The sequence below is a fragment of the Mesorhizobium sp. M1252 genome (genome assembly GCF_040318265.1).
GTDB lineage: Bacteria > Pseudomonadota > Alphaproteobacteria > Rhizobiales > Rhizobiaceae > Mesorhizobium.
The window spans coordinates 1-24,794 of sequence record NZ_JAMYLX010000004.1 but is presented as its reverse complement, the minus strand read 5'-3'; the positions used below and the strand labels follow the sequence as shown (position 1 = coordinate 24,794).

The 24,794-nt window shown below is 59.4% G+C and carries 24 protein-coding genes; 13 read left to right on the top strand and 11 right to left on the bottom strand.

The window, feature by feature from the left end:
• Nucleotides 1-47: 47 nt before the first annotated feature.
• Entirely contained in the window at nt 48-725 is a 678-nt protein-coding gene (locus tag NKH22_RS09320; RefSeq protein WP_023681040.1) for a LuxR C-terminal-related transcriptional regulator, read from the bottom strand.
• Between the two features lie 633 nt (nt 726-1,358).
• Here NKH22_RS09320 and NKH22_RS09315 point away from each other — a divergent pair.
• The 9 genes from NKH22_RS09315 (at nt 1,359) to NKH22_RS09275 (ending at nt 11,928) form a co-directional block, all read left to right on the top strand.
• Nucleotides 1,359-2,087 carry a nucleotidyltransferase family protein gene (locus NKH22_RS09315; RefSeq protein WP_023681041.1) on the top strand — a complete coding sequence of 243 codons (729 nt, stop codon included), beginning with the start codon at nt 1,359-1,361 and terminating at the stop codon, nt 2,085-2,087.
• A 49-nt stretch (nt 2,088-2,136) separates the two neighbouring features.
• Nucleotides 2,137-3,288 carry a DegT/DnrJ/EryC1/StrS family aminotransferase gene (locus NKH22_RS09310; RefSeq protein WP_023681042.1) on the top strand — a complete coding sequence of 384 codons (1,152 nt, stop codon included), beginning with the start codon at nt 2,137-2,139 and terminating at the stop codon, nt 3,286-3,288.
• On the top strand, nt 3,285-3,959 hold the full coding sequence (locus tag NKH22_RS09305) for a sugar transferase (RefSeq protein ID WP_023681043.1): 675 nt from the start codon (nt 3,285-3,287) through the stop codon (nt 3,957-3,959). The genes NKH22_RS09310 and NKH22_RS09305 overlap by 4 nt, the downstream gene beginning before the upstream one ends.
• Before the next feature lie 44 nt (nt 3,960-4,003).
• A complete protein-coding gene (locus NKH22_RS09300; RefSeq protein WP_023691489.1) occupies nt 4,004-5,008 on the top strand; it encodes an SDR family NAD(P)-dependent oxidoreductase in 1,005 nt (334 codons plus the stop codon).
• Entirely contained in the window at nt 5,005-6,282 is a 1,278-nt protein-coding gene (locus tag NKH22_RS09295; RefSeq protein WP_023821910.1) for a hypothetical protein, read from the top strand. Before NKH22_RS09300 ends, NKH22_RS09295 begins: the two co-directional genes overlap by 4 nt.
• A complete protein-coding gene (locus NKH22_RS09290; protein ID WP_023821909.1) occupies nt 6,269-7,528 on the top strand; it encodes a polysaccharide biosynthesis/export family protein in 1,260 nt (419 codons plus the stop codon). Before NKH22_RS09295 ends, NKH22_RS09290 begins: the two co-directional genes overlap by 14 nt.
• Before the next feature lie 72 nt (nt 7,529-7,600).
• On the top strand, nt 7,601-8,515 hold the full coding sequence (locus NKH22_RS09285; protein WP_023727376.1) for a class I SAM-dependent methyltransferase: 915 nt from the start codon (nt 7,601-7,603) through the stop codon (nt 8,513-8,515).
• 336 nt (nt 8,516-8,851) lie between these two features.
• Nucleotides 8,852-10,564, top strand: coding sequence for a type I secretion system permease/ATPase (locus NKH22_RS09280; RefSeq protein ID WP_023737037.1), 1,713 nt, complete (start codon nt 8,852-8,854; stop codon nt 10,562-10,564).
• A 26-nt stretch (nt 10,565-10,590) separates the two neighbouring features.
• A complete protein-coding gene (locus NKH22_RS09275) occupies nt 10,591-11,928 on the top strand; it encodes an HlyD family type I secretion periplasmic adaptor subunit (protein ID WP_023701101.1) in 1,338 nt (445 codons plus the stop codon).
• 289 nt (nt 11,929-12,217) lie between these two features.
• Here NKH22_RS09275 and NKH22_RS09270 read toward each other — a convergent pair whose 3' ends face one another.
• Nucleotides 12,218-13,648, bottom strand: coding sequence for a coiled-coil domain-containing protein (locus tag NKH22_RS09270; RefSeq protein ID WP_023821907.1), 1,431 nt, complete (start codon nt 13,646-13,648; stop codon nt 12,218-12,220).
• A gap of 481 nt (nt 13,649-14,129) precedes the next feature.
• On the opposite strand from NKH22_RS09270, the gene NKH22_RS09265 reads away from it, so the two are divergent.
• Nucleotides 14,130-14,600 (top strand): pyridoxal phosphate-dependent aminotransferase, encoded by a 471-nt coding sequence (locus NKH22_RS09265; protein ID WP_081726094.1) that lies wholly within the window; start codon nt 14,130-14,132, stop codon nt 14,598-14,600.
• 1,129 nt (nt 14,601-15,729) lie between these two features.
• On the opposite strand, the gene NKH22_RS09260 is transcribed toward NKH22_RS09265, so the two are convergent.
• Complete coding sequence (locus tag NKH22_RS09260) at nt 15,730-16,242, bottom strand: response regulator (protein WP_023753040.1); 513 nt, start codon at nt 16,240-16,242, stop codon at nt 15,730-15,732.
• A gap of 179 nt (nt 16,243-16,421) precedes the next feature.
• Here NKH22_RS09260 and NKH22_RS09255 point away from each other — a divergent pair, with 179 nt between their 5' ends.
• The 3 genes from NKH22_RS09255 to NKH22_RS09245 all read left to right on the top strand — a co-directional run bounded on the left by NKH22_RS09255 (nt 16,422) and on the right by NKH22_RS09245 (nt 17,281).
• Nucleotides 16,422-16,718 carry an ATP-dependent DNA ligase gene (locus NKH22_RS09255; RefSeq protein ID WP_023821906.1) on the top strand — a complete coding sequence of 99 codons (297 nt, stop codon included), beginning with the start codon at nt 16,422-16,424 and terminating at the stop codon, nt 16,716-16,718.
• Entirely contained in the window at nt 16,705-16,938 is a 234-nt protein-coding gene (locus NKH22_RS09250) for a hypothetical protein (protein ID WP_023733242.1), read from the top strand. Before NKH22_RS09255 ends, NKH22_RS09250 begins: the two co-directional genes overlap by 14 nt.
• 97 nt (nt 16,939-17,035) lie before the next feature.
• A complete protein-coding gene (locus NKH22_RS09245; protein WP_023714697.1) occupies nt 17,036-17,281 on the top strand; it encodes a hypothetical protein in 246 nt (81 codons plus the stop codon).
• A gap of 69 nt (nt 17,282-17,350) precedes the next feature.
• Here NKH22_RS09245 and NKH22_RS09240 read toward each other — a convergent pair whose 3' ends face one another.
• From NKH22_RS09240 to NKH22_RS09205, 8 genes are all read right to left on the bottom strand, one after another.
• Nucleotides 17,351-17,671: a hypothetical protein gene (locus NKH22_RS09240; RefSeq protein ID WP_352909422.1), complete on the bottom strand. Its 321-nt coding sequence runs from the start codon at nt 17,669-17,671 to the stop codon at nt 17,351-17,353.
• Nucleotides 17,672-18,023: 352 nt separating this feature from the next.
• Nucleotides 18,024-18,263, bottom strand: coding sequence for a hypothetical protein (locus tag NKH22_RS09235; RefSeq protein ID WP_023696398.1), 240 nt, complete (start codon nt 18,261-18,263; stop codon nt 18,024-18,026).
• A gap of 101 nt (nt 18,264-18,364) precedes the next feature.
• Entirely contained in the window at nt 18,365-19,117 is a 753-nt protein-coding gene (locus tag NKH22_RS09230; RefSeq protein ID WP_352909420.1) for a GGDEF domain-containing protein, read from the bottom strand.
• A gap of 165 nt (nt 19,118-19,282) precedes the next feature.
• On the bottom strand, nt 19,283-19,990 hold the full coding sequence (locus tag NKH22_RS09225; protein WP_352909419.1) for a thermonuclease family protein: 708 nt from the start codon (nt 19,988-19,990) through the stop codon (nt 19,283-19,285).
• 13 nt (nt 19,991-20,003) lie between these two features.
• Nucleotides 20,004-21,203 carry an ABC transporter substrate-binding protein gene (locus NKH22_RS09220; RefSeq protein ID WP_352909417.1) on the bottom strand — a complete coding sequence of 400 codons (1,200 nt, stop codon included), beginning with the start codon at nt 21,201-21,203 and terminating at the stop codon, nt 20,004-20,006.
• 98 nt (nt 21,204-21,301) lie between these two features.
• Nucleotides 21,302-21,838 (bottom strand): lytic transglycosylase domain-containing protein, encoded by a 537-nt coding sequence (locus NKH22_RS09215; protein WP_460221843.1) that lies wholly within the window; start codon nt 21,836-21,838, stop codon nt 21,302-21,304.
• Nucleotides 21,839-22,096: 258 nt separating this feature from the next.
• Entirely contained in the window at nt 22,097-22,465 is a 369-nt protein-coding gene (locus NKH22_RS09210; protein WP_023821900.1) for a hypothetical protein, read from the bottom strand.
• Nucleotides 22,466-22,537: 72 nt separating this feature from the next.
• Nucleotides 22,538-24,794: beta strand repeat-containing protein (locus tag NKH22_RS09205; protein WP_352909415.1), on the bottom strand; the 2,257-nt coding region annotated here is incomplete at its 5' end.

Here is a 24,794-nt window from a genome sequence, read left to right as displayed (position 1 = left end):
GCTGCGATTTCCTGCAAGCAAACTCGGGCCGGTTCGAGGGGCATGCGTCAACTCGCCTGTCTCGTAAGCCAGCTTTGGAGCAACACAGCTGCTTCGGTACGGTTTCTAACCCCAAGCTCACGCAGCACGGCTGCGGCATGGATTTTCGTTGTCGCCTCGGCAATGTCCAGATTGCGGGCAATCTCCTTATTCGAGTACCCCTCTGCCATCAGCTTGAGGACGTCCTTCTGTCTAGACGTCAGCCTAGCGACGTCGCCCGAGCCCTCGTGCCGGCGGCTGGCATTTTGAACCGGAGGTGGGGGGGCATGCGATCTCTGGTCGGCAGACGTTCGAGATAGGAGAGATGGCACATAGATCCGGCCAGCGAGGATTTCGTTTACAGCCAGCACGACTTCTTCGTCGCTCTGCGATTTGACGATATACCCGTGAAGTCCGATCGAAAGCGCGGTCAGTATCTCCGAGCGGGAATCATCCCCGGAAACGATCGCAAAGCGAGTGTCAGGATAGGCAGCCATAAAGTCGCTGAGCACTTCCTGATGGAACAGCCCAGGCATGTTCAGATCGAGGATCGCAAGATCGATGGACGCCTGCTCCTCTAAAAGATTGACCGCGGCATCGAAACACGAAGCTTCGAATATTTCGGCGCTTGGAATTCCAGCCATGAGTGCCAGCCGGAGACCACGCCGATATAAGCCGTGATCGTCGGCAATGACGATCCGAGCCATGCAACTACCCCAACGCGTTACTCGGTTCCCGACGAGAAAACCCGCTGGAACCTCCCATTCGCCTATGATCGACAATCCGTGGTGGTCCTAAAATGGCGGCCATCCACTGGTCAACGCATCACAGTGATGTCCGCAGCGTCCCATCCACGCACATCCAGAACGTCTAATATAATACTAAATTGCGAAGCTCATCCATAGATTTTTAACCCTGGCGTGCGGTGCCTGTCCGCAAAACGATGCCGGTTTCCCATCTCTGGGTCCAAGCCAGCTGTTCAGGACCATCGTAATCATGTGGCATCTGTTATGTCGCCACCCGCTGTCGCCGGACCTGTAGGCCGGTCCGGCCCTGGCGGATCGCAGCTTTCTTGAAAGCAACTGCTTTCGTTTTATCGGCGTCATGATCAGTGCCCAATCGCGCTTCTGTAGGCTGTTGATCTCGTGGCCATCTAATACCTTGAACGTTTTGAATCCCTACCATTCGAATGCACGACGACAGCCGCCCCGGCTGTCACATACCTTTTCGCATATGATGTTCGGATTGCCGCCGAGGTTTGGCCGGATTTGAGGGGGTGCCCTGGCCGGACAATGGAACACCGATCCCGAACAAAGCCAACTGCAGATCAGGAGGATCGAATGAAAGCGGTGATTCAATGTGGTGGGATGGGTACGCGCCTTCGACCGTTTACATCGGTCCTGCCGAAACCATTAATGCCGATAGGGGCCCGGCCTGTTCTTGAGTTGCTTTTGAAGTGGCTGCGGCGCAACGGCATTGAAGAGGTATATATTACGACAGGGTATCTAGGACATTTGATCCGTAGCGTCTGCGGCGACGGATCGCAATGGAACTTGAAGATCAAATATACCCAGGAAATGGAGCCACTCGGCACCGTCGGACCTCTCTCTCTGATTAGGGATGAACTGAACGAAACATTTGTCGTTCTGAACGGCGATGTCCTCACAGATCTAAGCCTGAGCCGGTTTGTAGCCGCGCACCGCTTGCATAGGGATCCCGTTACGATTGCCACGGCGTGCCGTCATATCAAGATGGACTTCGGGGTCATCGACGAGATCGACAATACCGTCCAGCTCTTCCGGGAAAAGCCGACGCTTTCCCATCTCGTCAGCATGGGGATTTACTGCATGAACCCAGATGTCCTGCGGTTCATTCCGTCCGGGATCCCATTTGGGTTCGATGACCTGATGCTGCAGATGATGCAGGGCGGCACGACCGTGCATGTTTACAAGCATGACGGTCTTTGGCTCGACATCGGTCGTGTCGATGACTTCCAGAATGCACAGGCAATTGCCTGGGAAGATCAGTCGTCCTCAATCGAGGTCGCGGCTGCCGCTGCAGCCGCATGAAAGTCTGATGCAGAGGTCTAGCCACTAACAAGGCTTTCAGGAGGTCAAAATGCTCTTGGTGAGCGCCCCGATCCTAGGCGTGCCAGAGAAGGCAGCCCTGTCGCAGGTGATTGATAGCGGCTGGCTTACGATGGGGGACAGGGTACGAGAGTTCGAACAGGCCTTTGCCGGCATGCATGGCGCGCGAGATTGCGTTGCGGTTGGTTCCTGCACCGCAGCGCTCCATCTTCTCCTCCATGCTTTGGGCATCGGCCCTGGCGACGAAGTACTGGTTCCTTCGCTGACGTTCGTGGCGACGGCGAATGCGGTGCTGTATGTAGGGGCGACGCCGGTCTTCGTCGATATCGAGTCCGTCGACGTGCCGTTGATCTCGGTTGCGGAAGCCGAAGCGCGGTGCACGACGCGCACGAAAGCGGTCATTCTCGTTCACTTCGCCGGGTATCTCCCCGATCGGGAACAATGGCAGCGGTTCGCCCGGCTTCGCGGGCTGCATATCATCGAGGACGCTGCGCACGCGCCCGGGCTTAGGGAAGTCGGGACATTCGGCGCCGCGGCCGCGTTCAGCTTCTATGGCAACAAGAACATGACAACGGCCGAAGGGGGCGCCGTGATCGCACGTGACCCCGATCTGCTCGACAGGGTTCGCCTGGCCCGCGGGCACGGAATGACCACGGGGACGCATCAGCGGCTGAACAGTCGTACGCCGCAATATGATGTCACGATGCTCGGGTTCAACTACCGAATGGACGAGATGCGAGCGGCAATAGGGCTGGTTCAGTTGCAGAACCTGCAAGAGTGGAACGAAATCAGGCGTATCATAGCTGTCTTGTACCGACGCCTGATCGCGGACCGTTGCCCAGCCATTGTCATTCCATTTAGCGAACCCCGGACGTCGGCTTACCACATCATGCCGATCGTCCTGCCGCGCTACGCGAGCCGGCAGGATGTCATCGACGAGCTGCGGACACAGGGCATACAGACCACCATCCACTACCCGCCGGTGCACCAAATGACGTTCTACCGCGAGCGCTTTCCCGGCGTGAGTTTGCCCCGAACAGAGGATTTCGCTGAGCGAGAGCTCACAATTCCGCTGCACCCCCAGATCACTTCCGCCGCCGCCGAATCAGTCGTGGCTGCCCTGGCAGCCGCGCTCAAAACAGGCGCGCTCAAAGCAGGCGCCCAAAGAGGAACTGCTGCATGAATGCGTTAGACCCTGCCTTTCACCGGATGTTCGTTCCAAATCCTGATCACGGCTTTGCGAGACGCGCAATCGATCTTGCGGTGGCGGGCATCGCTACCGTCGCATTGGCGCCATTGATGCTGCTGATCGCCGGAGCGCTTCTGCTCGAGGGCGGTGGCTCGATCTTGTTCGCTCAGACCCGCATCGGGGCCGGCGGCCGAACCTTCCGCATGTACAAATTTCGCAAATTCGGTGTGAACTGCGGCTCTCAAGGCCTTGCGCTGACGGTCGTGGGCGATACACGCATGACCACCGTTGGCCGCTTTCTCGCAGCGACGAAGCTGGACGAACTACCGCAGCTGTGGAATGTCCTCAAAGGCGAAATGGCGATCGTCGGCCCACGGCCCGAGAGCCTGGCTTTCGCCGATTGTTTCCGGGGCGAGCTTAGGGCCGTGCTGCAATACAAGCCAGGCCTGCTGGGACCAGCCCAGGTCGTTTTTCGGCACGAAGCGCATTACTTCCCCCAATCCGTAGATCCGATCGTGTTCTACCGGGAAGTCATGTTCCCCGCCAAGGCAACACTGGACCTCTCATATTATCCGCGACGCACCATCGTCTCCGACCTCGCGTGGATGGTGCGGGGAGTGCTGGCAGTGGTCGGTTGGGTTCCGGTACCGCCGATCGACGTTTGAATATCCAAGGGAAGCGTTCCAAACAGCCAAGGGAATGCGCAGTGATGAGCTACAATGGAAAGAAAGTCCTGGTGACCGGCGCGGACGGATTCATCGGTTCGCATGTCACCGAGGCGCTTGTTCGCAACGGGGCAGATGTCACAGCCCTTGCCCTTTACAATTCCTTCGACAGCCATGGATGGCTAGACGATCTGCCGGACACCATCCGCAGCCAGTTGAGGCTCGTCCGTGGTGACGTCCGCGACAGTGCGTTCCTTAACCGGATCATGCGCGGCCAAGCCGCGGTTTTTCATCTGGCGGCGCTTATTGCGATTCCATATTCCTACGCCGCTGCCCAGTCCTATGTGGAAACCAACATCCTGGGCACGGTGAACGTCCTCGAAGCGGCGCGCCTATGGGAGACGGAGCGGGTGATCCATACCTCCACGAGCGAGGTCTATGGAACTGCCCAAACCATGCCGATCGGCGAAACACACCCCCTGCAGGGACAGTCACCATATTCGGCATCCAAAATCGGCGCTGACATGATGGCGGAGTCTTACGCCAGGTCGTTCGATGTCCCTGTGGTCATCATGCGACCCTTCAACACGTATGGCCCGCGCCAGAGTGAGCGCGCCATCGTGCCGACCATTATCCGGCAAGTCCTCGACCCGAAATGTCCTGCGATCATGGTCGGCGATACCAGCCCGATCCGCGACCTGACCTATGTCGAAGACACCGCGACAGCGTTCCTGACCGCAGGTCTCGCCCAGCTCGAGTTCGGCCACGCCTACAACGCTGGCAGCCAACGCGCTGCGACCGTCTCGGACGTATTGGCCATTGTTCTTGAGTTGACCGATTGCAAGAAGCCGGTCCGTCGTGATGAAAGGCGCCTGAGGCCGCAAAATTCCGAAGTTCGCGCCTTGCTCGCCGACTCCTCGCGCTTTGAACGCGAGACTGGATGGCGGACACAGACCAGCCTGCGCGATGGGCTGGAGCGAACAATCACGTGGTGGCGCGAGCGCCTTAGTGAAGGCCGGGTACGGCGCGAAGTGGGTTACATGACATGACCCTGGGCGGCCGTCATGCGTTGGCGCTGTTGCTGGCTGCCGGTGCCATATCTCCCAACATCTACGTTGCCGGTGGCCGTCAAAGCAAGGCAGCGGAGGCGGCGGCCACCGCGGTTGTGGACAACCTGCCGGGCCATGTGCCCGAAACAAGGGATCCTTGGTCTGGCATGGTTTTCGCACGGATCACCAGACCGGGCGTTCTCGGCGGGGCGGGTGTATGCGGGAAGAAGTACTGCACCCACCGTTACTCAAGCGCACAGGCTTGGAATGCCGACCAGAGCCTGCTCCTGATCGCCAATGGCTGCGGTGGCCTGTGCTTTCTCGACGGACAAACCTACTTGCCTTTGTTCCACCGCAACCGCGCGACCGAATGCGAATGGCATCCCACTGATCCCGAGTTGATGATCTGTGTCGGGGGCCGGCAGATTGCGACATGGGCCCCACGTACCGATCATGAGGACGTCGTGTTTGCCTCCGCAGCGTACTCCAACCTCAAATTTGGACCCAACAAAGGCAATCCGAGCCGCGACGGCAGCCGGATTGCGGTGCGTGCAACGAACAATGACGGCAGAGCGGTGGTCTTTGGCTACGATCTAAAGCTACGGCGGAAATTCCCCGATATCGATCTTGCCGAATTCCCGGGAACAACCGGCTCCTGCTCAATCTCACCACTCGGAATCAACATAGTGTGTTCCCAGCAATTACCGGACGGAATTGAAGCGAGTTTCGTCTTCTCCATAGACGGCATATTGCGCCAGAAGTGGATGGAGCACCATCGACCAGGCCATGGCGACATGACGGTCGATTCCGACGGAAGCGAAATCTATGTCGGGATCAGCAAATCGGATCCTGACAAATATCAGGTGATCAAGCGCCGCTTGGCTGATGGCAAGGCTACCTCGCTGATGAAATATGGCGAGGCCATGCATGCGTCACTCAGGTCGCTCGGCAGGCCCGGCTGGGTGTTTCTGAGTTATGGCGGCACGCCAGCCGAACTATCGCAGCACCCGGATTGGGCGCCTTACGCTCAGCAAGTCATTGCTCTGCGTCTAGACGGCAGTGGAGAGGTCCGCCGTGTCGCAGACACGCACAACGCGCCCTTCGACTACTGGAGCGAGACGCATGCCTCTCCCTCTCCGGACGGCTCCCAGGTGGTCTGGTCCAGCAACTGGGGCGTGCCCGGTGGCCCGGTATATGATTTCGTTAGTCGTGTTGAATGGCCTTTGAAGCCGGTGTTCGACCGGAAGGAGATTGTCGCAAATGACCTTCAGTAGACGATACGTTCTTGGCGCAGTCGTGATGATGTCGCTAACCTCGATGGCTTGCGCAGGCGAGGTCGAGCCCTATCAACTCTCACCTGGCGATACGGTCGAGATAGGAATAGCGCCGATCCCTGATCGGACGCAGCGCGCCGTAGTCCAGATGGATGGCAATATCGCCCTTCCGGAGGCTGGAATGATCATGGTCGCAGGCCTGACGGCGTCCCAACTGCAAAGGCGCATGCAAGAGGTCTTGCCAAGCAAGATTTTTCACGTGCGTCTGACTGATGGGCGGGAGCAGACAGTTACTGTCGAGCCCGACGATGTCACAGCGATCATAGCGGACTATCGCCCGATCTATGTAACGGGCGATGTGCTCACCCCGGGACAACAGGCCTACCGTCCGCTCATGACTGTACGGCAGGCGCTGGCCGTTTCCGGCGGCTTCAGTCTTTTGCGATCACGGGCAGGCCAGGCCGGGCCTGATCCGGTCGATCTCAAGCGCGATTACGAAATGCTCTGGGGAGATTACACGAAAGAATACCTTCACGCCGCCCGCATTCGCGCCGAGCTTCAGGGCCAGGCGGATTTCGACAAGAAGACACCACAGGGATCACCTCTTTCGCCGAGCGTTGTAGCCGCGATGGCACAGGCTGAAGCAGAGGCGCTGAAGGTTGCGCTGAGTGATTTCCGGCAGGAACAGGATTTTCTGGAGAAGGGCCGGACGGACGCTGCCGAGCAAATTGACGTTTTGCAGAAACGCGAGCAAGTCGAGGGCGAGAGCGTGAAGGCGGATGAGCAAGATTTGGCGCGAGTGACGAAGGCATTCGATGCAGGCAATCTGACCAACACCCGGCTCGCGGATGTCAGGCGCGCGTTGCTTCTGTCTTCAAGCGGCGCGCTTCAAACCTCGGTCGAGCTGATGAGGGCGCGGCGCCAGCAGGAGGACTTTGTCAGACAGCACGAACGCAACGACAATCAAAGAAGGATTGGCTTGCTGACGGATCTGAAGGACACCAACGCTCGGCTAGCGGATGTCACCGCCAGGCTCCATGCCGCCAGCGAGAAGCTGCAGCCGACTGGAGCATCCACACAGCCATTGCCGATTGCCGGCGAAACGGTACGGGCCCAGGTGACCATCGTGCGCAAGATCGGCAATGAATGGCGCAAGCTGTTGGTTGACGAAGATGCGATTGTGCTGCCGGGGGATACTGTCGAAGCCAGATTCAGCAGTGAACTGCAAAGTGTGGCGGTCCAATAGGGCGTCAGCCGCAGTCCGTGCGGACCTTACTGTTCTATCGGGGGGGCGAACCCAACTGAACGGAGATCCAAGGTGAGGCGCATTTTCAACCAGGGAGCGACCCTGACACCCTCAACGAACGCGGATCAGATGACGCAGTCTGCAAGTTATGCTTCCCATATGCCGTCAGCGCGAATTGTGCGGTCCAGGTCGCGCGCCGGTGAGTCCGGAAATTGGCAGGAATTTACGTCCAGCAAGGAGAGCAATGCGCAGGGCGGCTGGGTGTCGGACGGCTATAGGACCAGCCATTGCGCGCCCGGCTACGGCCTACATTACAACAAAACGCACAGTTCCGGCTATTATGGCGCGCTTTGGGAGAACATCGAAAAGCCCCTGATCCTCAACGTTCTTCGCCCCTTGAGCGGAGCGAGCCGAAACTGCCTCGATTTCGCATGCGGAACAGGTCGCATCGCCGAGGTAGCCGCCGGCCTCTTCAGCGAGGTGGTTGGCGCCGACGTTTCCAGAACTATGCTCGACAGCGCTCAAGTACCGCCCAATGTGAGTTTGCGTCACGTCGACCTGACAAGGGAGAATTTGGGTATGACGTTCGATGTGGTAACCGCATTTCGTTTTTTCCTGAACGCAGAGGATGAACTGAAATGGCATGCACTGAAAGCGATCAATGAGCACCTGAAAGATGGCGGGCGGCTTGTGTGCAACGTTCACATGAATGCGACGTCGCCCGTCGGCCTGGCGTGCCGGCTGCTCAATCGAGTGTCTGGACGCACAATTCGCCACACGCTGAGCGCGGCGAGGTTCAAGGCCCTCCTGACTGCCTCGGGATTCACCGTCGAGCAGACGATACCGTACGGTTACCTGCCTCGGCCGGGAAACCTGTTGCCAGGGTTCTGTGAAATGATGATGCAGCCTGTCGAGAAGGCCTGCAGAAGGCTTTGCGTTCCTGGCCAGCTGGCGCAACACTTCCTGGTTGTTGCGAGGAAGCGCTAAAGCGCGAAAATGTCCCGAAAAAAGGGCAGGGGGTGGTTTTCTTGGGCCGCTCCGCTCGGCATGAAGCCCCGCCCAAATACCATGGAACGGCAGTTTTCCCCCGATTTGACATGTGGGTTCCGGGTTTCTGAGGGCAGCGCCACGATTTTGCTACATTTTGACTAAAGTCCAAGCATGTTAGTGGGGCGTAATATTAGAAGGCTAAGGGGATACGCTCCTGAACAGCAAGAGATTGTCGGTGCCCAGTGGGGCCAGTGAGCTTGCGCAACGATCTCTCACGGGAGGTCGAAGCCTATGAACCCTGGTGGAAGGAGTTCGTCGGATCTGCGAGGCGCAATGCTTGGGACCGTGCCTGGCCTGGTAGGCGTCGGCATCTTCTCGGCAGTCATAAACCTTCTCGCCCTGACCGGCTCGGTCTATATGCTGCAAATTTACGATCGCGTTTTACCTTCGCAGAGCGTTCCGACGCTTGTCGGGTTCACCATCGGAATGCTGGGTCTTTACGCTGTCTACGGGCTGCTGGATTTCGTGCGGCTGCGCCTGCTGGTTCGAGTGGGCAATCGTGTCCATAGGAATTTGAAGCAGAGGGTGTTCGGCCTCTCGCTGTCCTTGCCGCTCATCGGCGGGCAGGATGCGAACCGGATACAGCCCCTCCGTGATCTCGATCAGTTACGCGGCTTCCTTTCCGGAATGGGGCCGACTGTTATATTCGACGCTCCGTGGATTCCATTTTACCTGCTGATCATCTATTTCCTGCATCCTGCGCTCGGTCTGTTGTCCACAAGCGGTGCGATCATTGTCGTGCTGCTCACGGTCATGGCGGAAGTTCTTGGCCGCACATCGGTGACACGCGCGTCCGAGACGCTGGTGTCGCAACGCAATCTCGCCGAATCCGGACGCCGCAACGCGGAAGTCGTACGCGCGATGGGCCTTTCCGCACGGCTTGCCCACCGCTGGGGCGAGATCAATAACGCATATCTGCGGCACCAAGAGAGGCTTTCCGACGTCGTCGGCGCCACCGGGGCACTCTCTAGGGCACTGCGTTTGGCCTTGCAGTCCTGCGTTCTTGGACTGGGTGCCTACCTGGTGATAGGAGGCGAAGCCTCGCCAGGTGTGATCATCGCATCCTCCATCTTGCTGGGTCGCTCATTGGCTCCTGTTGACGCCGCTATCGCGAACTGGCGAGGCTTCGCCGCGTTCCGGCAAAGCTATTCGCAACTGGCAACGGCGCTGGCCGCTTTTCCTGACCGGGACGAACATATGGAACTTCCGCGCCCCCAAGCGGAGCTTGCGGTCGAGGACCTGACCATAGCGCCACCGGGCCAGCAAAAACCGACGGTAGCCAATGTCAACTTCCGCCTGGCTGCAGGGACGGGAATGGCCGTTGTCGGCCCGAGCGGCTCTGGCAAAAGCACGCTTGTGCGCGCGCTGGTGGGCGTCTGGCAGCCACTTCGCGGCACGGTGAGGCTGGACGACGCCTCGCTTGACCAATGGGACCAAGAACACCTTGGAGCACATATTGGCTACCTGCCCCAGGACGTCGAACTGTTTGATGGAACGGTTGCCGATAACATTTCGCGATTTGGCGGGAAGGGCGACGCCAAGGGCGTGCTGGCAGCTGCCAAGGCAGCGGGCGTCGACAAAATGATAATGCGATTGCCGAACGGTTTTCAAACACGCATGGGCGAGGGAGGAACAGCCTTGTCGGCTGGACAGCGGCAACTCGTAGGGCTTGCAAGGGCACTTTACGGCGATCCGTTTCTTGTCGTTCTGGACGAGCCGAATTCAAATCTGGACGTCGATGGCGATACCGCCTTGGCCGGCGCGATCCTGGCAGTGCGCAGACGTGGAGGCATCGTCATCGTAGTTGCGCACCGTCCTTCTGCCCTTACCAACATCGACAGGGTACTCGTAATGTCCAATGGGATGCTTCACGCCTTCGGCTCACGCGAGGAGGTCCTGGCCAACGTCATCCGCCCCTTTGCTGCGCCGGTTGAACGCCCGGCAGCGGCCGTCGCGATGCACAAAGGGGTGAGCGGTCACGCATGAGGAATATTTTTTTGTCTGAGGCGACGATGGCTCCATCGGCCCCGATCGGCAATGGGAGCCGGCGCAACGCGATTTCGGGCACGCGCGATGGAATCGGGGCCAACCTGATCCTGGGTGCGGCGGTCACGGTTATGTTGCTTGCCGGCGGCGGGCTCTGGCTCGGTCTGACCAAGATTGCTGGCGCGGTAATTGCGCCGGCGACCGTGGTGGTCGAGAGCAACATAAAGAAGGTGCAGCATCTGACGGGCGGCACGATAGGTGGCATCTTCGCGCAAGACGGGGATCATGTACGGGCCGGCGATGTGATGGCACGGTTGGACGACACACTGACACGAGCCAATCTGCAGATAATTAGCAAGGATCTTGATCGGGCAACGGTTCGGCTTGTGCGGCTGGAGGCAGAGCGGCAAGGCCTGTCGGAGATGCAGCTTCCGTTCAGCCTTCAAGCGCGAATGGGCGAGCCGGAGCTGGCTGCGCTGGTGAACGGCGAGCGCACGCTGTTCGACAGCCGCGCTACGGCCCTCAACGGGCAGAAGGCACAATTGCAAAGCCGCTCAAAGCAACTCGAACGCCAAGTTGAGGGCCTCAAGGCGCAACAGACCGCGGAAGAACAATCCGTGGTCCTGCTGGATGGCGATCTTGTCGATGTACAGGCGCTTTTTACAAAGAAACTGGTGTCCAAAGAGCGACTTAGCAACATCAGACTGGATGCCACCCGGGCGCACGGAGAATCAGGGCGCCTCGCGGCGGCAGTTGCCGAGGCGCAGGCCCGGATCAGCGAGACCGAATTGCAGATTCTTCAGCTCGATGAACAAAGGCGTAGTGACGTAACGAGCGAACTTCGTGAAACGGAAGCCAAGCAAACCGAACTCAGCGAGCGCAAGGTTGTGGCACAGGACGAACTGGCCAAAACCACCATCCGCGCGCCGCAATCGGGAACCGTACAGGAATCTTCCATTCACACGATCGGCGGCGTGATTGCCGCGGGCGAGGTTCTCATGATGATTGTCCCTGACACCGGCAACCTTGTCGTCGACGCGCTGATTGCGCCGTCGCGCATAGATGACGTTCGTCCAGGTCAGCGGGTCTCGATCCGGTTTCCGGCTTTCGACGCCGGCACTACGCCTGCCTGCCAAGGGTCTGTCAAGCGCATCTCGGCGGACCTGATAAAAGATCAACAGCGCCAGCTTTCTTATTTCTCGGCGCGCATCAATGTCGAAGACAAGTCCACCTGTCTGACCGATGCCAAAGTGCTCAAACCCGGTATGCCAGCGGAGGTTCACATAAGTACGGACGAACACAGCGTCTGGTCTTATCTGCTGAAGCCGCTTACCGACCAGATGTCGAGGGCTTTCCGGGAATGACATGGCGGCTGTGAGCGGTCGACCGCGGGAACACGGCAGGCGTGCTTGCTGACATATTAGGGTAGGCGACGTGATGCCACAGGGGTGACGCCTGCGGCCGACGCGCGAGGCTCGTCTGGGACATTGTCCCGGCTACAAGGATGCCCCAACAGGATTTTCCTGGCCGCCTCACCAAGTCCTGCCCCGACAACAGCGTTAGTGTCCTGTCATCTTTTGCGCAACAAACAGCGCATACCGTTCCACGATCATCGACATGGGCAATTGCCTCACGAGGAGAGGTTCTTTGCTCCTACGACGCGGCGAGGGCCCTGCGGCGGACACGGCGTGCGGCATGCACCGTTCGGTCTGCAGTCACCGCTACATTTGCCACGTCAGATGTATGCGGCAAGGCGTTCGCGCTTCCATGCGACCTCTTGTAGGGCAGCAATTCCCTGACCCGAGCATTGACCGAGGCAATCTCGACCCGCAAGTCCTCGCATTCCTGCCGTCTCACATCGAGTTCAATCTGATCGGACGCCTGCTGCATGGACAGCTGTGCAAAATCTGCGGCGATCTTGGAAAGGTTCACCTTGTTGGTTTCGGCCTCCTCGGTGAGTGCGGCCAACCTTTCGTCGGTCACCTGTTTTTCGGCCAGGGCGTCGCTCCATTGTAGCTGGAGCCTGGCGATCTCGGCCGCGGCCTCGTTGTTTGCGTTTGAGGCGAGTTCGAAGCGCGATTGGAGACTTTGAATTTCTGAGCGCAATCCTCGGTTCTCAGCCTGGCAGCGTTTAAGCTCGCCATCCATGTCCGCCTGCATAATCCTGGCTGCTTCGGTCACCTCCCATAGCTTCGCCTGCGCAACCTCGAGTGAGGTGTGCAATTTGATTGCCTCTTTTTCGCTCTTGCCGAGCGCACTCAGCATTTCGGAATTTCGCGCAGCTTCGTTGGCATGGATCGTGGAGAAGGCATCCAGCCTATGCCGTGCCTCTTCCTCCCGCTTCATGGCCTTTTCCAGGTCAATAGACAGGCTCACATTCTTTTCACGCAGCTGTTTGTTCTCTCGGGAGCGCCTGTCGGCCTCGACATTTGCGGCGGCAAGCATGTTCGTGAGGTCGCCAAATTCCGCTTCGTTCTTTGTGGTGGTGTTCGCCGCTTCGACCAGCTCCAGCCTTGCCGCGGCCAACGCGCCACGGAGCACTTCACACTCCTGAACAAGGCTTGCCTGGCGCTGCTGCAATGTCTCGACGGTGCCTTGACGCTCACAGTACCGTCTGTTCAGGTCATTGAGTGTTTCCGACAAGTTCCTTTGATCTGCGATCAGATTTTGATTCGCCAACTCCAGTTCGTTGGCACGGAGAATGTCCGCGTGAAGGATGTGAAAAAACTCGGACGTCAGTTGACATGTGCTTGTAATTTCGGAGATTTTTGCGTTGATCTCCTCGAAATGGAGCTTGGCATCGTGGAACAAGCCGTTAAACGAGCTCACGGCAGCAATTCGGCTCTGCGTATGTGAGGTCATCCGATGCGCTGGTATCGGCGAGCTATCATCGTCGTCGCCGGCACCGTCCTCGCTTGGTACGCTGTCATCCTGTTCGTTGTTTTCGCCTGCCATGTTTGGCACGTCGGCGACATCCTCCAAATCGAGGCACTGGTCGACAGCGTTAGCCAAGTCAGCTTCGAGATCGTCGAACGACCTCTCCACATTGTCCTCGGCGCGTCTGATCAAATCCCTGAACTTCATGACTTCATCCCCTGCAGCCGCATGCCCGGACCATTGAGGCACGAGGACTGAGATGCTTTTGTATCGAGAGCTCAACTCAGCGTCTTCGTTCAATCAAACGATGCCAGGGCGCCGGCGCCGCGAGGAGCCGAGAGCTGCGATCGGAAGGCCCTACATCGGTCTAGGTGCCTGCTGACTTATTCTTGAGGACTGCGCGGCTCCCCTTCTTGCCATCGTCTTGGCGTCAATGGTGTGTTGCCTGGGCACATTAACAACTCAGGTGCAGAAGCCCCGACGAACGGCCCGGCACAGCCTCTTGTGGGGCGCATCAGGCGGCCGGGCCTAACCGGCGGTTGAGTGTTTTGGTTTGCCGGCTGACTCACCATGCGACATTGGCGAGGCAAGCGCATCATTCGAACGAATTGGGGACCGGCCGCCTGGCCGCTCAATCGCACTAAGCTTCCGTTGCCGGAGCTGGCGACGAGGTGCTTTGCCTTGAGCCTTGGTATCTACATACGAAGCGGCAATACGCGCCGATGGAGCAGTGGTCCGACCCGTCAAACTATCGCTGCAAAATGCGCGGCGGAAGGCATCCGAGGATATTCTCCGTTCAGCGGTAGGAGATCGAACGCGGGCGATCTTGCTGAACTCCCCAAACAATCCCGGCGGATATGTGTTCGGCAAGGAGGATCTGGAAACCATTGCCACATTTGCCGAGCGGCACAATCTATGGATCATCAGCGATGAGGTTTACCGCAGCACAGTGTTCGACGGCGAGTTCCTCTCAATAGCATTCAGTCCCGGAATGAGAGAGCGGACGATAATTGTGAACAGCCTGTCGAAGTCTCATGCAATGACCGGCTGGAGGCTAGGGTGGACGCTTGGGCCGGTCTCGGCATCAGTTCATCTGGAAAATCTTGCGCAATGCATGCTCTTCGGATCGCCGACCGTATTCAGGATGCCGCAGCGGTGACTCTCGATGAGGCGGTGACGCAGAGATGCGTTTCTTTTCGGACGCCCTTCTGCCGTTGATGTTGACCAATGCTGTGCGGATGTTCGCCGGGGATATGCGTGAACCTTATCGTCCGCTGCGGCGCTCAATTTGCTTGGGGTTCTTGGAACCGTTCCGAACTTTCTCCTTGCGCCTCCGATCGAGTTGCGCGTGCTCATGCGGGGCGCTGAGGTGTCTCGATCCGCAGTGGCGCGGCCATTATGCGACGATCAGCTTAGTTGAAATTTGTCCCCAGCGGACGGGAACGACGCTTGGCCATGTTAGTTGATGTGAATGGAGCAGCTAAGAAAAGATCTGGCATTGCTTACGCGACCCGGCTTCTGGATAGCTTTCGGCATTTTGTTGCTGCTTTACGGGATTCAGGTCTTTTTTCTAATTCGGGCATGCCAATGCCTTTAGCCTGGAACATCGATACCCCTAGCTGGAACGCGGTCTGTCCATCTCCCGGCGGCTGCGCCGATAGCGTTGATCAACGATATATTCATTTATAAGCCTGCTATTCCCGGGGATGCCGAGGTTGGCAGCGCCTGCATCGTTGACTACGCACGTGGCGCTCCCCTCAAGGTAGGTGGTTACCATTCTCGCGCAGCCGGTGAGCATTGGAGCCCGCACTGTGTTGGACGTGCGCTCATGCGTCGGGAAATTTCTTATAGACAGGGGAGGGTCTGTCAGGCTGGAAAATCACAAGCTGCCCCGCGAATGAGGAAGCAAAAAAGGTGCAAGACCAGATCGATTTCTTCCAGGCAACTCGGTCCTCGCATCATCGCCGATCAGCGGCCGTACCGTCGAGAACCAAAATGCGCACGATCTCAGCCGGTCGGCTTCGACCAAAACATGCGGACTACCGGACGGGGACAGTCGGTGCCGCGTCCCATCCTGTGGCCGGCGCTATGCTGACGCTCCAACGGTATCCCGTTCACCGCCCGCGCAGGAGGGCGAATTTCCTCCGTCCTGCGCGCGACAACCGTCCACTGTTGCGGCCGCACGCAGGACTGCGGCTTATACGCCGTTCTTCCTTTGAGCGGCGTCCAGTTCGCAGGGCTAAATCACCATTGGTATGCAGACGAGCCTCTCGGCGTCTGGACAGAGATCAATTGCGCTTTGCACCAGGGTTCCTGGATCGTAAGCTCCAAACACGCTGCAGTCGCCTGATATGGTCCACTACGTTGGCCGGCTCATACGGCTTCGCAAGGTGCGGGCCTTCCTGACAAAGGTCGCCCGCCGCGATCGCAGTTCGTTCTACTGCGGCGGAAAGCACTATTTTGACCTCGGGCTTGTTCTCGCGAACCCACTTCGACAGTTGGAACCCGTTCATGTTGCCCGGCAGGTCAACGTCACACAAGACGGTGTCGACACCGAACTCCGCATAGTTCAACGCTTGTTGCGCCTCACGTGCGAAATGGGCCTCAATCACCCTGTAGCCACAGTGGCGGAGATAGTCCGCGATGACGCATCGGGCGATGACGTCGCCGTCAACCACGAGGATCGTTTGGCTCTGTTGGTTCGGGGCTTCCATTGACGGAGAACGGTCAGCAACCGGCAGGGTTCCACGCATCATGACCTGCGCGGGATGCCGACCGAAGATCGCGGCGAGATCCTGCACGAAATGATCCCTGCCGGCGGGCGCATTCAATTCAGCGGAGCGATGCCGCACTGGTGACGCCGTCTACCACCTGGTCGACGAGACGGGCTAGAAGACATGGTCTCGAAGCTCAAGGGCAGCCCATATCGCAGCGGCAAACGAGCGCTTGGCGCAAGATCAAGTGCTTTGAGGAAAAGGAAATGCAAATCATCGGTGCACAGCGCGAGCGCGGCAAAGCTACCCAGGTGATCATCGCTGAAAAGGGCCTCTATAAAGGCGGCGCACTCGTCAACTTCAGTGCCGCTGAGCGGCAAGCGCTTTGGGATCGCGTCCAGGGCAAGGTTGGCGGCCCGGTCCCGAAGGGGCATAAAAAGGACAAGGCCGAGTGGCTGAAGCCCGGACTGGTTGGCTGGGTCAAGACCCTCAAAGGCGAAGAGAAGCTGGGGCACGCAAGGCTGCTGGATTTCCGGGAGGATGATGCAAATGGCCATGCCTAAGAAAGATCAGGAACGCGCCACCTACGCTTGGATGTACGGCGCCCAAGCGCGCAAGGATGGCAAGGAGCGTGAGGTGCCAGCTTACTGGCAGGAACATGCCGACGCGTGGCAGCGGGGCTTTGACGGTGTGGCGATGGACGGTTTTGGCAAGACCAAAACCGTCAACGACGAGATGGAGGCCGAGGTCGACGAAGCTGCCGTCGAGCGCCCCGACGAATAGCCATTTTGCCGTATGCCGTATGGTCGTTTTTAATTGGAGAAGGGTTTCGTTGGGCCTATAAAGATTGCGTTTACCATTGCCTTTTTAGGAGGATGCGATGGTTGCAACGCCCATAGATATCGCTCAAGCGGCCACTGCGACTACGGCTACCTTGCTGAAGTGGCAGAAGTCCATGGAGGAACGCGCCACGTTTCGCCAGAACATGGATCAATCGCGCAGGGCGATCCAAGCCTCACGCGAACTGCTGAAGCGCCTTCGCCAACGTCATCGCGACGAGATGTCGGAAAGTTCGGAAAATGCCGACCCGTCTACTGCGCCGATATCGCAACGCGCCGGCAGCTAGCGGGAGGCGACCAGAGCCGATGTGATGGGGAAAGTTTCAGTGGGCTGTTCCTGGGGTCGGCAACGAAGTTTAAGCCTTGTCAACCAGCGACTTTTTTGGCCCGCGTGGAAGTGCCACATGTCTTTCGACAAGGCGCACGTGCTCGGCCTCGACAGTCACCAATGGCCGGAGGCTGACGGTTACCTTGTCCCCGTCGATGCGTGTGACAGGGCCGATCAATTCCATATGCTGGCCAATCACAGTCTTCCAAGTCGAATCGACAACAGAATGCGGGAAGTCGTAGGAGGGGATCGTCACGCTCATGCGATCGGGCGTCACCCGGCCGCGCACAATCGCCGTGACTGCGACCTCGTCGCCAACTTTGATACTTCCCCGAGCGATGCCCAACACTTTGGAGCAGCCGGCGCCGGCGTCAAGATGAGGGCGAGCTAATAAAACCCCTCCGCGCCGCGATTGTGACGCGGGGCGATCCGATCGCCGCCAGCGACTTAGCAGACCAATTGACGACAGCGGCCGAGAAGCCTGGCATCCCTGCCGACCAAATCAACGGCGAAATCGAAAGCGTCTTCGAACTGTGAGAGAGGGCCGGGGCTGTGGCCGGCTGGCTTGCGGTTAATATCGACCACAAGCTGAATGGACGAGGCGACGAGGTCATCAGCCTTGCTGGTTCCGACGTCGACGTGCTTGTGATCCCCACGGATGAAGAGAGAGCCGTGGGGATCCAGCTGCTATCTGTGCGCCCTCAAGCTTTGTCGCTCGTGCCCTGAGCGCCGAACCTGATGCTACTCGCGCGGCGGGTGTCTCGACCTGTCAGGAGTTCGGCGGCAGCAGCATGGTCCGATAGCCGGCCATCAAGGCGATCAAGGTTGCTGCAACCAGCGGCAACCAGAACTTGGTCGGTCCGGCAAATACTGCCAGCGATGCGCGGCGATGCCGTCAGCACCGTCAGGAACCAGACCTCCCACGGGTTGAAACCGCCCATGGGTCAATCGTCCGGTTGGCAACAAGGGCCAAGATGATCGCTGCCGCAGCCGTGCGGCAAGACATTTGCGGCGGTGTTCCTCCGGCAACGACTTGTTTCAGCTAGTTGTGGAGGTGCGACAATTGAAATCCGGGCTGGCGTTCGACGCCGGATAACAGCGATTCCGCCGATCGGAACATGTCCTCGAATTCCAACTCGTTTTCAAACACCACGCCGCCGACGCTGATGGTCAGCGTGTCCGCGGTTCCTTTTGGCGCGAAATAGGCTTGGGCCACGCGCGCCCGGATACGGTCGCCGATCTCCCTGGCGTCGTCTTCTGTCGCACCGGGCAGAAAGACCCCGAACATGGAGGTTCCGATCCGGCCCACCAGATCTTCCTTGCGTACCGATGACTGGATGGTCGAGGCTATGAGCCGCAAGGCTTCGTCACCCCAGCCAAGGCCGAAGCGCAGATTGATGGACCTGATGTGTTCGGGATGAATGACCAGGAAGGCGCCAGATCTTGGACCAGACGATTCCGGCCTGGTTGCTCTCCTTTCGACCATCGACGTGAAGACTGTCCGGTTGAGGCAGCCTGTCAGGCTGTCAAAGGTCGCCGACTTGTTGAGTTCTCTTCGATAACGGACGAGCTCGGTCCGCTGCAGGCCAATGAACAGCAAAAGCGGGCCACCGACGATGACCGGCAACAGGATCGCTGTGACCATGCTGCGGCCGAACGGCGTCAAGGCTTCCGAGAACAGAAGCAGATAATTTAGGCCAGCCGAGAGGAGCAGAATTCCCGCCGATCCCAGGGCAGTCAGCCATGCGATATCTTTCCATTGCCGGGGCGAGCTATTCGCCATTGGTGTCATCATTAGCCAATCTCCCGCCTGATCGGCTGTCATAAGGCCAAGGTGCTGCACTTTCAGTTTCGAGGAAACATACAATTTTAGTAATGGCGCAATCACCTACCATCGGCCCGAAATCAGGCCTTCAAAAGCAAGGCTACGGCGGTAAAAGCGACGACACCGAATTATCGGCTATTGCGGCGGGCCGAATATCCCCATCTGCGCGTCTCTGGCCACTGCCTCCGCCTTGCCGTAGATGCCACTCGCCAGGGCCGTCGCCCAGCCATTGGAAACAAGCCACGCGCCGACATCCTGCTTGCCCAAGCTGCACGGTGCTCCAATGGCAAAACGATCGATTTCCGGCGGCACGACGCATTTCAGCGCCCGGCCGCGCAGCCAGGAATTGAACGTCGCGCGCGCACGCTGGCCGCAAGGCCAGGCGATGCCACGAAAGGAACAGGTCTCATCCAGGTCAATGCCTTGGATCCCGCTGATGGCTACCTTGCGCCCCATCGATTTGAAGGTTGCCGACGAGGTGGCAACCGGTTGGTACAGCAGGACCTCTTTCCAATCCTTTGGCATCCGCATCCCTGCAGGCGAAGCCAGACCAAGGTCGCTGAGCGGCGGGCGCGGCTCGACCCGTTCGATTTGCGCCGGATCAAGCTGTGGCGGCGCGATAAGGTCCTGAGCAATCTTGCGTGCCCGTCCTCGCCATGGCGTATTGGCGACGGTCGCAACTGGTCGCATTGCCTGGCTATGATCGATGGATTGACGTGGCGCCGGCCGATTGTTCGGAAGCAGATCTGCGGCCCGGATGATCAACAAGACCCCTGCCAGGAGGAGCAGGCTTCCGAGCGCTATCAAGCGATTGTGCCTCAGCCAGCCCATCAACTCAAGCAAGGTTCCTTGCCCCTCAATACCCCGATGTCGATTTGGCGACCAGCTTGAGTACGCCTTTTCGAACCTGGTAGAAGGGCATGGATCGCTCACTGGAGCCATCCGCCCGAAACCGGAACAGGCCGGTCGATCCGCGAAATCCGCTCCGATTTTCGAGCACCTGCTTGCTGAAGCCGTCAGGCCCGGCCGAACTTGCAATTCCTGCTGTCAGGGCGACCATATCATAGGCGTAGGCGACATTGGCGTCGGCTGGATAATTGTAGGTCGTCTTGAAGCGGTCGGCGATCGGGCCGGTTTCGGTTGGGTCGAGCGTGGCGATGTAGGAGCCTTCAAACAGCGGCTCCATCGGATGTTCCAGCCAGCGGTTGGTTCCAACGACGGCAATTGCTTTTCCAGGAATGCCTTTCGTTTTGAGCGCCGCAAGGATCTGCGCCGGATTGTCGTCGCCGCTGGCGATGATGATGGCATCGGGAGCCTCGACCAGCGAGCCCATATCATTGACCACTTTGGTGCCGCCATCGCCGGCCGGATACGGAATGGTGACGGCGAGCGTCGCGCCATAGATGCTGAGGCTGTTGGCGACCCGCTTTTCAACCGCGCCGGCATTCGCTCCTGCCGCAACGAGCAACACGAACTTCTTGCTGCCTTTGGCCGCCAGGCCGGCTGCGCCCGCGGCCGCGCTGTCGGCCTCGTTGAGGCGCACCGCATAGACGCCCGGGCCGCCGGCGAAATTGTCGGCCAGCGCCAGCACCGGCGGCCGCTTCGATCCCGACAGCTTGGCAATGTGCTGAGCCGCGGCAAGTTCCACCGGGCCGATGACGATCGTGGCTCCGGTGGTGATAGCCTTCACCGCCAATTCGCTGGCGTGCGCGCTGTCGCCCATGGTGTCCTCGACCGTGACCGTGAGCAGGACATTTCCAAGGTCGGCCATCGCCAGCTTGGTCGCATCGAGCATCTTCCTGCCGTTTTCGCCGGCGTTGCCCGGGGCCGACAAAGGCAGCAGCATCGTGACCTTCGTCGATCCCGTGCCGAGCGATTGCGTCGCCTGGGCGGGACCGGCAACGGCGCCGGTGACCGGCGCTCCAGGTGCGGCGATCGCCGCCGGATCGAGCGCGTCCGAGACGCTGCCTTTCGACTGGCAGCCCGACACTATGCCCGCGAACGCAAAGACGATCGCCCACGTCCACGAACCGTGTCGCTGCCGGCCAGAATCCATGATGCCTCCCTCATATCCCGCCGGGTATTTGTCCCGGTCTCATCCGTTCATCTTACGGCAGACTTGCCTCGCCGTCTTTGCAATTGCTGGATTATGGCTCAGCCGTCGAAAAGTCTTGCCCGGAGCGCCTTGATCATTCTGGCTTGCCCGGCGCTTCGATAGTCCGTGCATTTCATGTATCGCGGGCCCGGCACGAACAGCCGGCGCACACAAATCCGCCTCGCCGGGGCAGGGGCACCATCGTCTCCTGCTGTCGGGAATGCGGAGAATCCGAACGTCGCCACCGGCAATGGCCCGGCCACCGCAAAACCTTCTCTCGCCAGGATTGCACGCGCACGCCGGCAGTAGCGGACCGAAAGTTCGGAGAACCGGGTTTCACCGTGCCCGGCACGATACTTCATGACGGTGGTGCAGAGATCGCCTGCGGCAAGGCTGTTTGCCTGCGCCAGATATCTGACGCCGAGCGCTATGTTGGTCGCCGGCGCGCCAAGCTCGTCGAGGGAGCCACGAAAGCCCAGCATTCGGGCCGTCGCGGGCATTACCTGCATCAACCCGACCTCACCATCGGCGCCGTGCACATCGGGATCGAATCCGCTTTCGATCTCCATCACCGCGTGCGCCAGCACCGGCTCCAAGCCGTAGAGCGATGCCTGGCATGTCGCAAACGCCTTGAATGTCGCGCGCGTCCATGATTCGGAGGCGGTGTCGCAGCGAACCGGCCGCCTCAAGCCGAACGGTGCTGGTCTCTCCAGGCTAGGTCGTTCCAGCCAGTTGGCGCAGGCTTGAGTGGCAAGCTGGCCAAAACCGGTCAATGCGATCGCTCCGGCGATCGCCCTCGTCAATCGTCCGCCGACCATCGGGTCAGCCAACCGGCACTGCCGGATCCCTTCCGGTCAGTTCATGTACTCGACCATGCGGTCGTGGAAGCATTCACACTTGTTGAGGGTATCTTCGTCTTTGTAGTTCGTCTTGAGATAGCCATAGGCCATGCCGCAGGCGACTTTGGCTTCCGATGCCCAGACGAAAGCGGGGCGCGAAGAGTTGATCCATTCCGAGCTGTTGGCGACGGCCACCGACTCGTCCATCAGCTTCACCACCTCGGCCTTGAGATCGACGATGTTGTCGGTCAGCACCAGGTTCGATGTGCCGACGGTCCGGCAATAGTCGGCCACCGGCCCGTCGATGATGTCGGCGGCGAAGCCAGTCGATCCAGCCAACAGCAGCGCCGCGGCCGAAGCCAGCAATCTTGCACAACGCTTCATTTAAGTCCCTCTCCAAACTGCGGTTTTATGTTTCGCTAATATGTAGCATGAGAGTACGGCCACGCATAAGTGCTAAATCGTGGCCGTGTGCTGTTGATGTTGTGTGTCGTCGTAGAGGATGTTGATCGTGCCGGTGGCAGGCGCATTCTGCAGAACGGCGACATCCACGAAGTTGGCCGCGTTGCCCGAGCCGCTGGTATCGACGCTCACGGTGCTGGTCGCGGTGTCGTAATGCACATAGTCGGCCATGTTGCCGGCCGGCGCCTTGTCGAACAACGCGCTCAAGTCGATCTTGTCCCCTTCACCGGCATGGTAGTCGGCGATCAGATCCTTGATGTTTAGATTGTCGATCTTGAACGTGTCGGCTCCCGAAGTGCCGGCGATGGCGGCCGTGCTTCCGGAGCCAGCGTTATCGTAGTTGCCGAAGCCGATGTCGCCGACCGCGGCTATCTGACCGTCGGCGGTCGTGAAGGTGGCTTCGCCATAGGTCAAGACCGAGCCGTCCGCCGAAACCGAGTGCTGATTGTTGCTATCGAGGCCGATCTCGACGATACCCAAGGCGGCCAGAGATTTGAACTCGCCCGAATCCGACACGCCGTTGCCGTTGGCATCTTGCCAGACACCAAATTGCGCAAAGTCGTGGTCGGCGGCAGTCAGCTTGCCATCATGATTTGTGTCATAGAGCTGCTCGAGCGCGGCAAGGTCGGTCGCAGCGCCGGCGGCATGTTGGGTGAACACGATCTCCGAACCGTTGTTCACCTTGCCGTCGCCATTGAGATCGATCGCCAGGATACCGTCATGCGTATCGACCCAGGCGGTTTTCGAAGCGACGCCATCGCCGTTATAGTCGAACGAAACGGTGGAGTGCGTCAGATCGGTGGTGTGGATTCCATCATTGTTGAGGTCGAGTACGACCGGAGCGGCAATGGCAAAAGGTATCAGTCCGGCCGCCACGTGGACAGTGAAATTCGCCGTCGTTGTTGTGTCCCCGTCGCCATCCGTGAGTTGCAACGCGACCGGAATTGTATGGTCGACCGTGGTGCTCGTGACCCCGACATCCGTCAGGTTCAGCTTGGTCTTGCCCGACGACTCATAGGCGTCGACCCATGCGATCTGCGTTCCGGCAGGCGATGTGATCGTCAGCAACGTCGCACCGACCGCCGGAGTGAAGGAAGCCGTGGTTCCGTTGGTGTAGTGGGCGACGAACTCGATCTTGTCGCCGGCGGTAACCGCATCGAACGAAAACTTGGCATAGCTAACAGTCGCGAGGGTGATGGCCGGGGCCGTATAGCCGCCCGGGCCGTCATAGTCGTCCGGCGTCCCGAAATCGAAACGCATGAACTCGCCTCCGTCGAAATTGTTGTTGCCGAGGCCCCAACCTGCTGACGAACCGTTGACGTTGCTTGTTTGTGTCAACGATGGCATGCCGCCGGCCAGCCATGCCGTCTCGTGTGGTGAGGTGAAGGAGCCGCCGGCATCCGTTGGCGCCCATCCGGTCACCATCACGACATTCTGGCCGCCCGCCGTCACCACGATGGAATTGCTGGGGCCGGAGCCGAAGGCGCCGCTCGATGCAACGGAGACATTACTGACAGTGCCGTCCAAAGGTGCCAAAAGGTCGAACGTGTACTGCCCCGACGTACCGGCATTCGGATTAACGGTGATGGTAAAGACCGCCGTGTCGCCTGCATCATGGCTTCCGTTGTTGTTGTTGTCGGCATAGGCGGTCAACACACTGCCGGACTGCTCCGTGATGAGGTTGTGGCCGGCCGAAGTGATGCCTGTTGTGTTGGCAGTGATCGTCATGGTGGCCCCGGCGCCGTCGGCGCCGGCGACGAAGTGGAGTGTTCCAACGGCCGGCGTTTGCGACGTATCGGTGCTTGCCTGCTGGCTTTGCACGGTTCCCAATGTCGGCACGTCATCGACGATGTTGACGGACAGCGTGCCTGTGGCGTTCTGGCCGTCCTGGTCGGTGAGCGAGACGGCAAGGTTCTCGAACAGGCTGTTGGTGGAGGCGCCGGTAGCATGGGCCTCGTTGTCGAGCAGCGTGTAGGTATAGCTGACGGTGCCGGTTGCGGGATTGTAGCCGGTCACGTTCAGCGTATTGCCGAGCGCGGTGGTGAAGGAGCTGGCGGTGAACACGCCGTTGGTGATGAAGGCATGGCCGTCGATGGTCAGCGAGGCGATGCCGTCGGGCGAGGAGATGGTGAAGGTGCCGCCCTGGGTGGTGCTTTCCTTCGAGGTGTCGGAGCCGGCCGATTCGCCAACGCCGCGGCTGGCCAGGAGGTCATCCTCATTGACGGTGACGTCGCCGCCGTTGGCGGCCGGC

Excerpts from the sequence above, each read along its gene's own strand:
- NKH22_RS09320 (WP_023681040.1), bottom strand. The coding sequence starts at position 725 with ATGGCTCGGATCGTCATTGCCGACGATCACGGCTTATATCGGCGTGGT.
- NKH22_RS09315 (WP_023681041.1), top strand. The coding sequence starts at position 1,359 with ATGAAAGCGGTGATTCAATGTGGTGGGATGGGTACGCGCCTTCGACCG.
- NKH22_RS09310 (WP_023681042.1), top strand. The coding sequence starts at position 2,137 with ATGCTCTTGGTGAGCGCCCCGATCCTAGGCGTGCCAGAGAAGGCAGCC.
- NKH22_RS09305 (WP_023681043.1), top strand. The coding sequence starts at position 3,285 with ATGAATGCGTTAGACCCTGCCTTTCACCGGATGTTCGTTCCAAATCCT.
- NKH22_RS09300 (WP_023691489.1), top strand. The coding sequence starts at position 4,004 with ATGAGCTACAATGGAAAGAAAGTCCTGGTGACCGGCGCGGACGGATTC.
- NKH22_RS09295 (WP_023821910.1), top strand. The coding sequence starts at position 5,005 with ATGACCCTGGGCGGCCGTCATGCGTTGGCGCTGTTGCTGGCTGCCGGT.
- NKH22_RS09290 (WP_023821909.1), top strand. The coding sequence starts at position 6,269 with ATGACCTTCAGTAGACGATACGTTCTTGGCGCAGTCGTGATGATGTCG.
- NKH22_RS09280 (WP_023737037.1), top strand. The coding sequence starts at position 8,852 with ATGCTTGGGACCGTGCCTGGCCTGGTAGGCGTCGGCATCTTCTCGGCA.
- NKH22_RS09275 (WP_023701101.1), top strand. The coding sequence starts at position 10,591 with ATGGCTCCATCGGCCCCGATCGGCAATGGGAGCCGGCGCAACGCGATT.
- NKH22_RS09270 (WP_023821907.1), bottom strand. The coding sequence starts at position 13,648 with ATGAAGTTCAGGGATTTGATCAGACGCGCCGAGGACAATGTGGAGAGG.
- NKH22_RS09255 (WP_023821906.1), top strand. The coding sequence starts at position 16,422 with ATGCAAATCATCGGTGCACAGCGCGAGCGCGGCAAAGCTACCCAGGTG.
- NKH22_RS09250 (WP_023733242.1), top strand. The coding sequence starts at position 16,705 with ATGGCCATGCCTAAGAAAGATCAGGAACGCGCCACCTACGCTTGGATG.
- NKH22_RS09245 (WP_023714697.1), top strand. The coding sequence starts at position 17,036 with ATGGTTGCAACGCCCATAGATATCGCTCAAGCGGCCACTGCGACTACG.
- NKH22_RS09235 (WP_023696398.1), bottom strand. The coding sequence starts at position 18,263 with ATGGGCGGTTTCAACCCGTGGGAGGTCTGGTTCCTGACGGTGCTGACG.
- NKH22_RS09230 (WP_352909420.1), bottom strand. The coding sequence starts at position 19,117 with ATGATGACACCAATGGCGAATAGCTCGCCCCGGCAATGGAAAGATATC.
- NKH22_RS09220 (WP_352909417.1), bottom strand. The coding sequence starts at position 21,203 with ATGGATTCTGGCCGGCAGCGACACGGTTCGTGGACGTGGGCGATCGTC.
- NKH22_RS09210 (WP_023821900.1), bottom strand. The coding sequence starts at position 22,465 with ATGAAGCGTTGTGCAAGATTGCTGGCTTCGGCCGCGGCGCTGCTGTTG.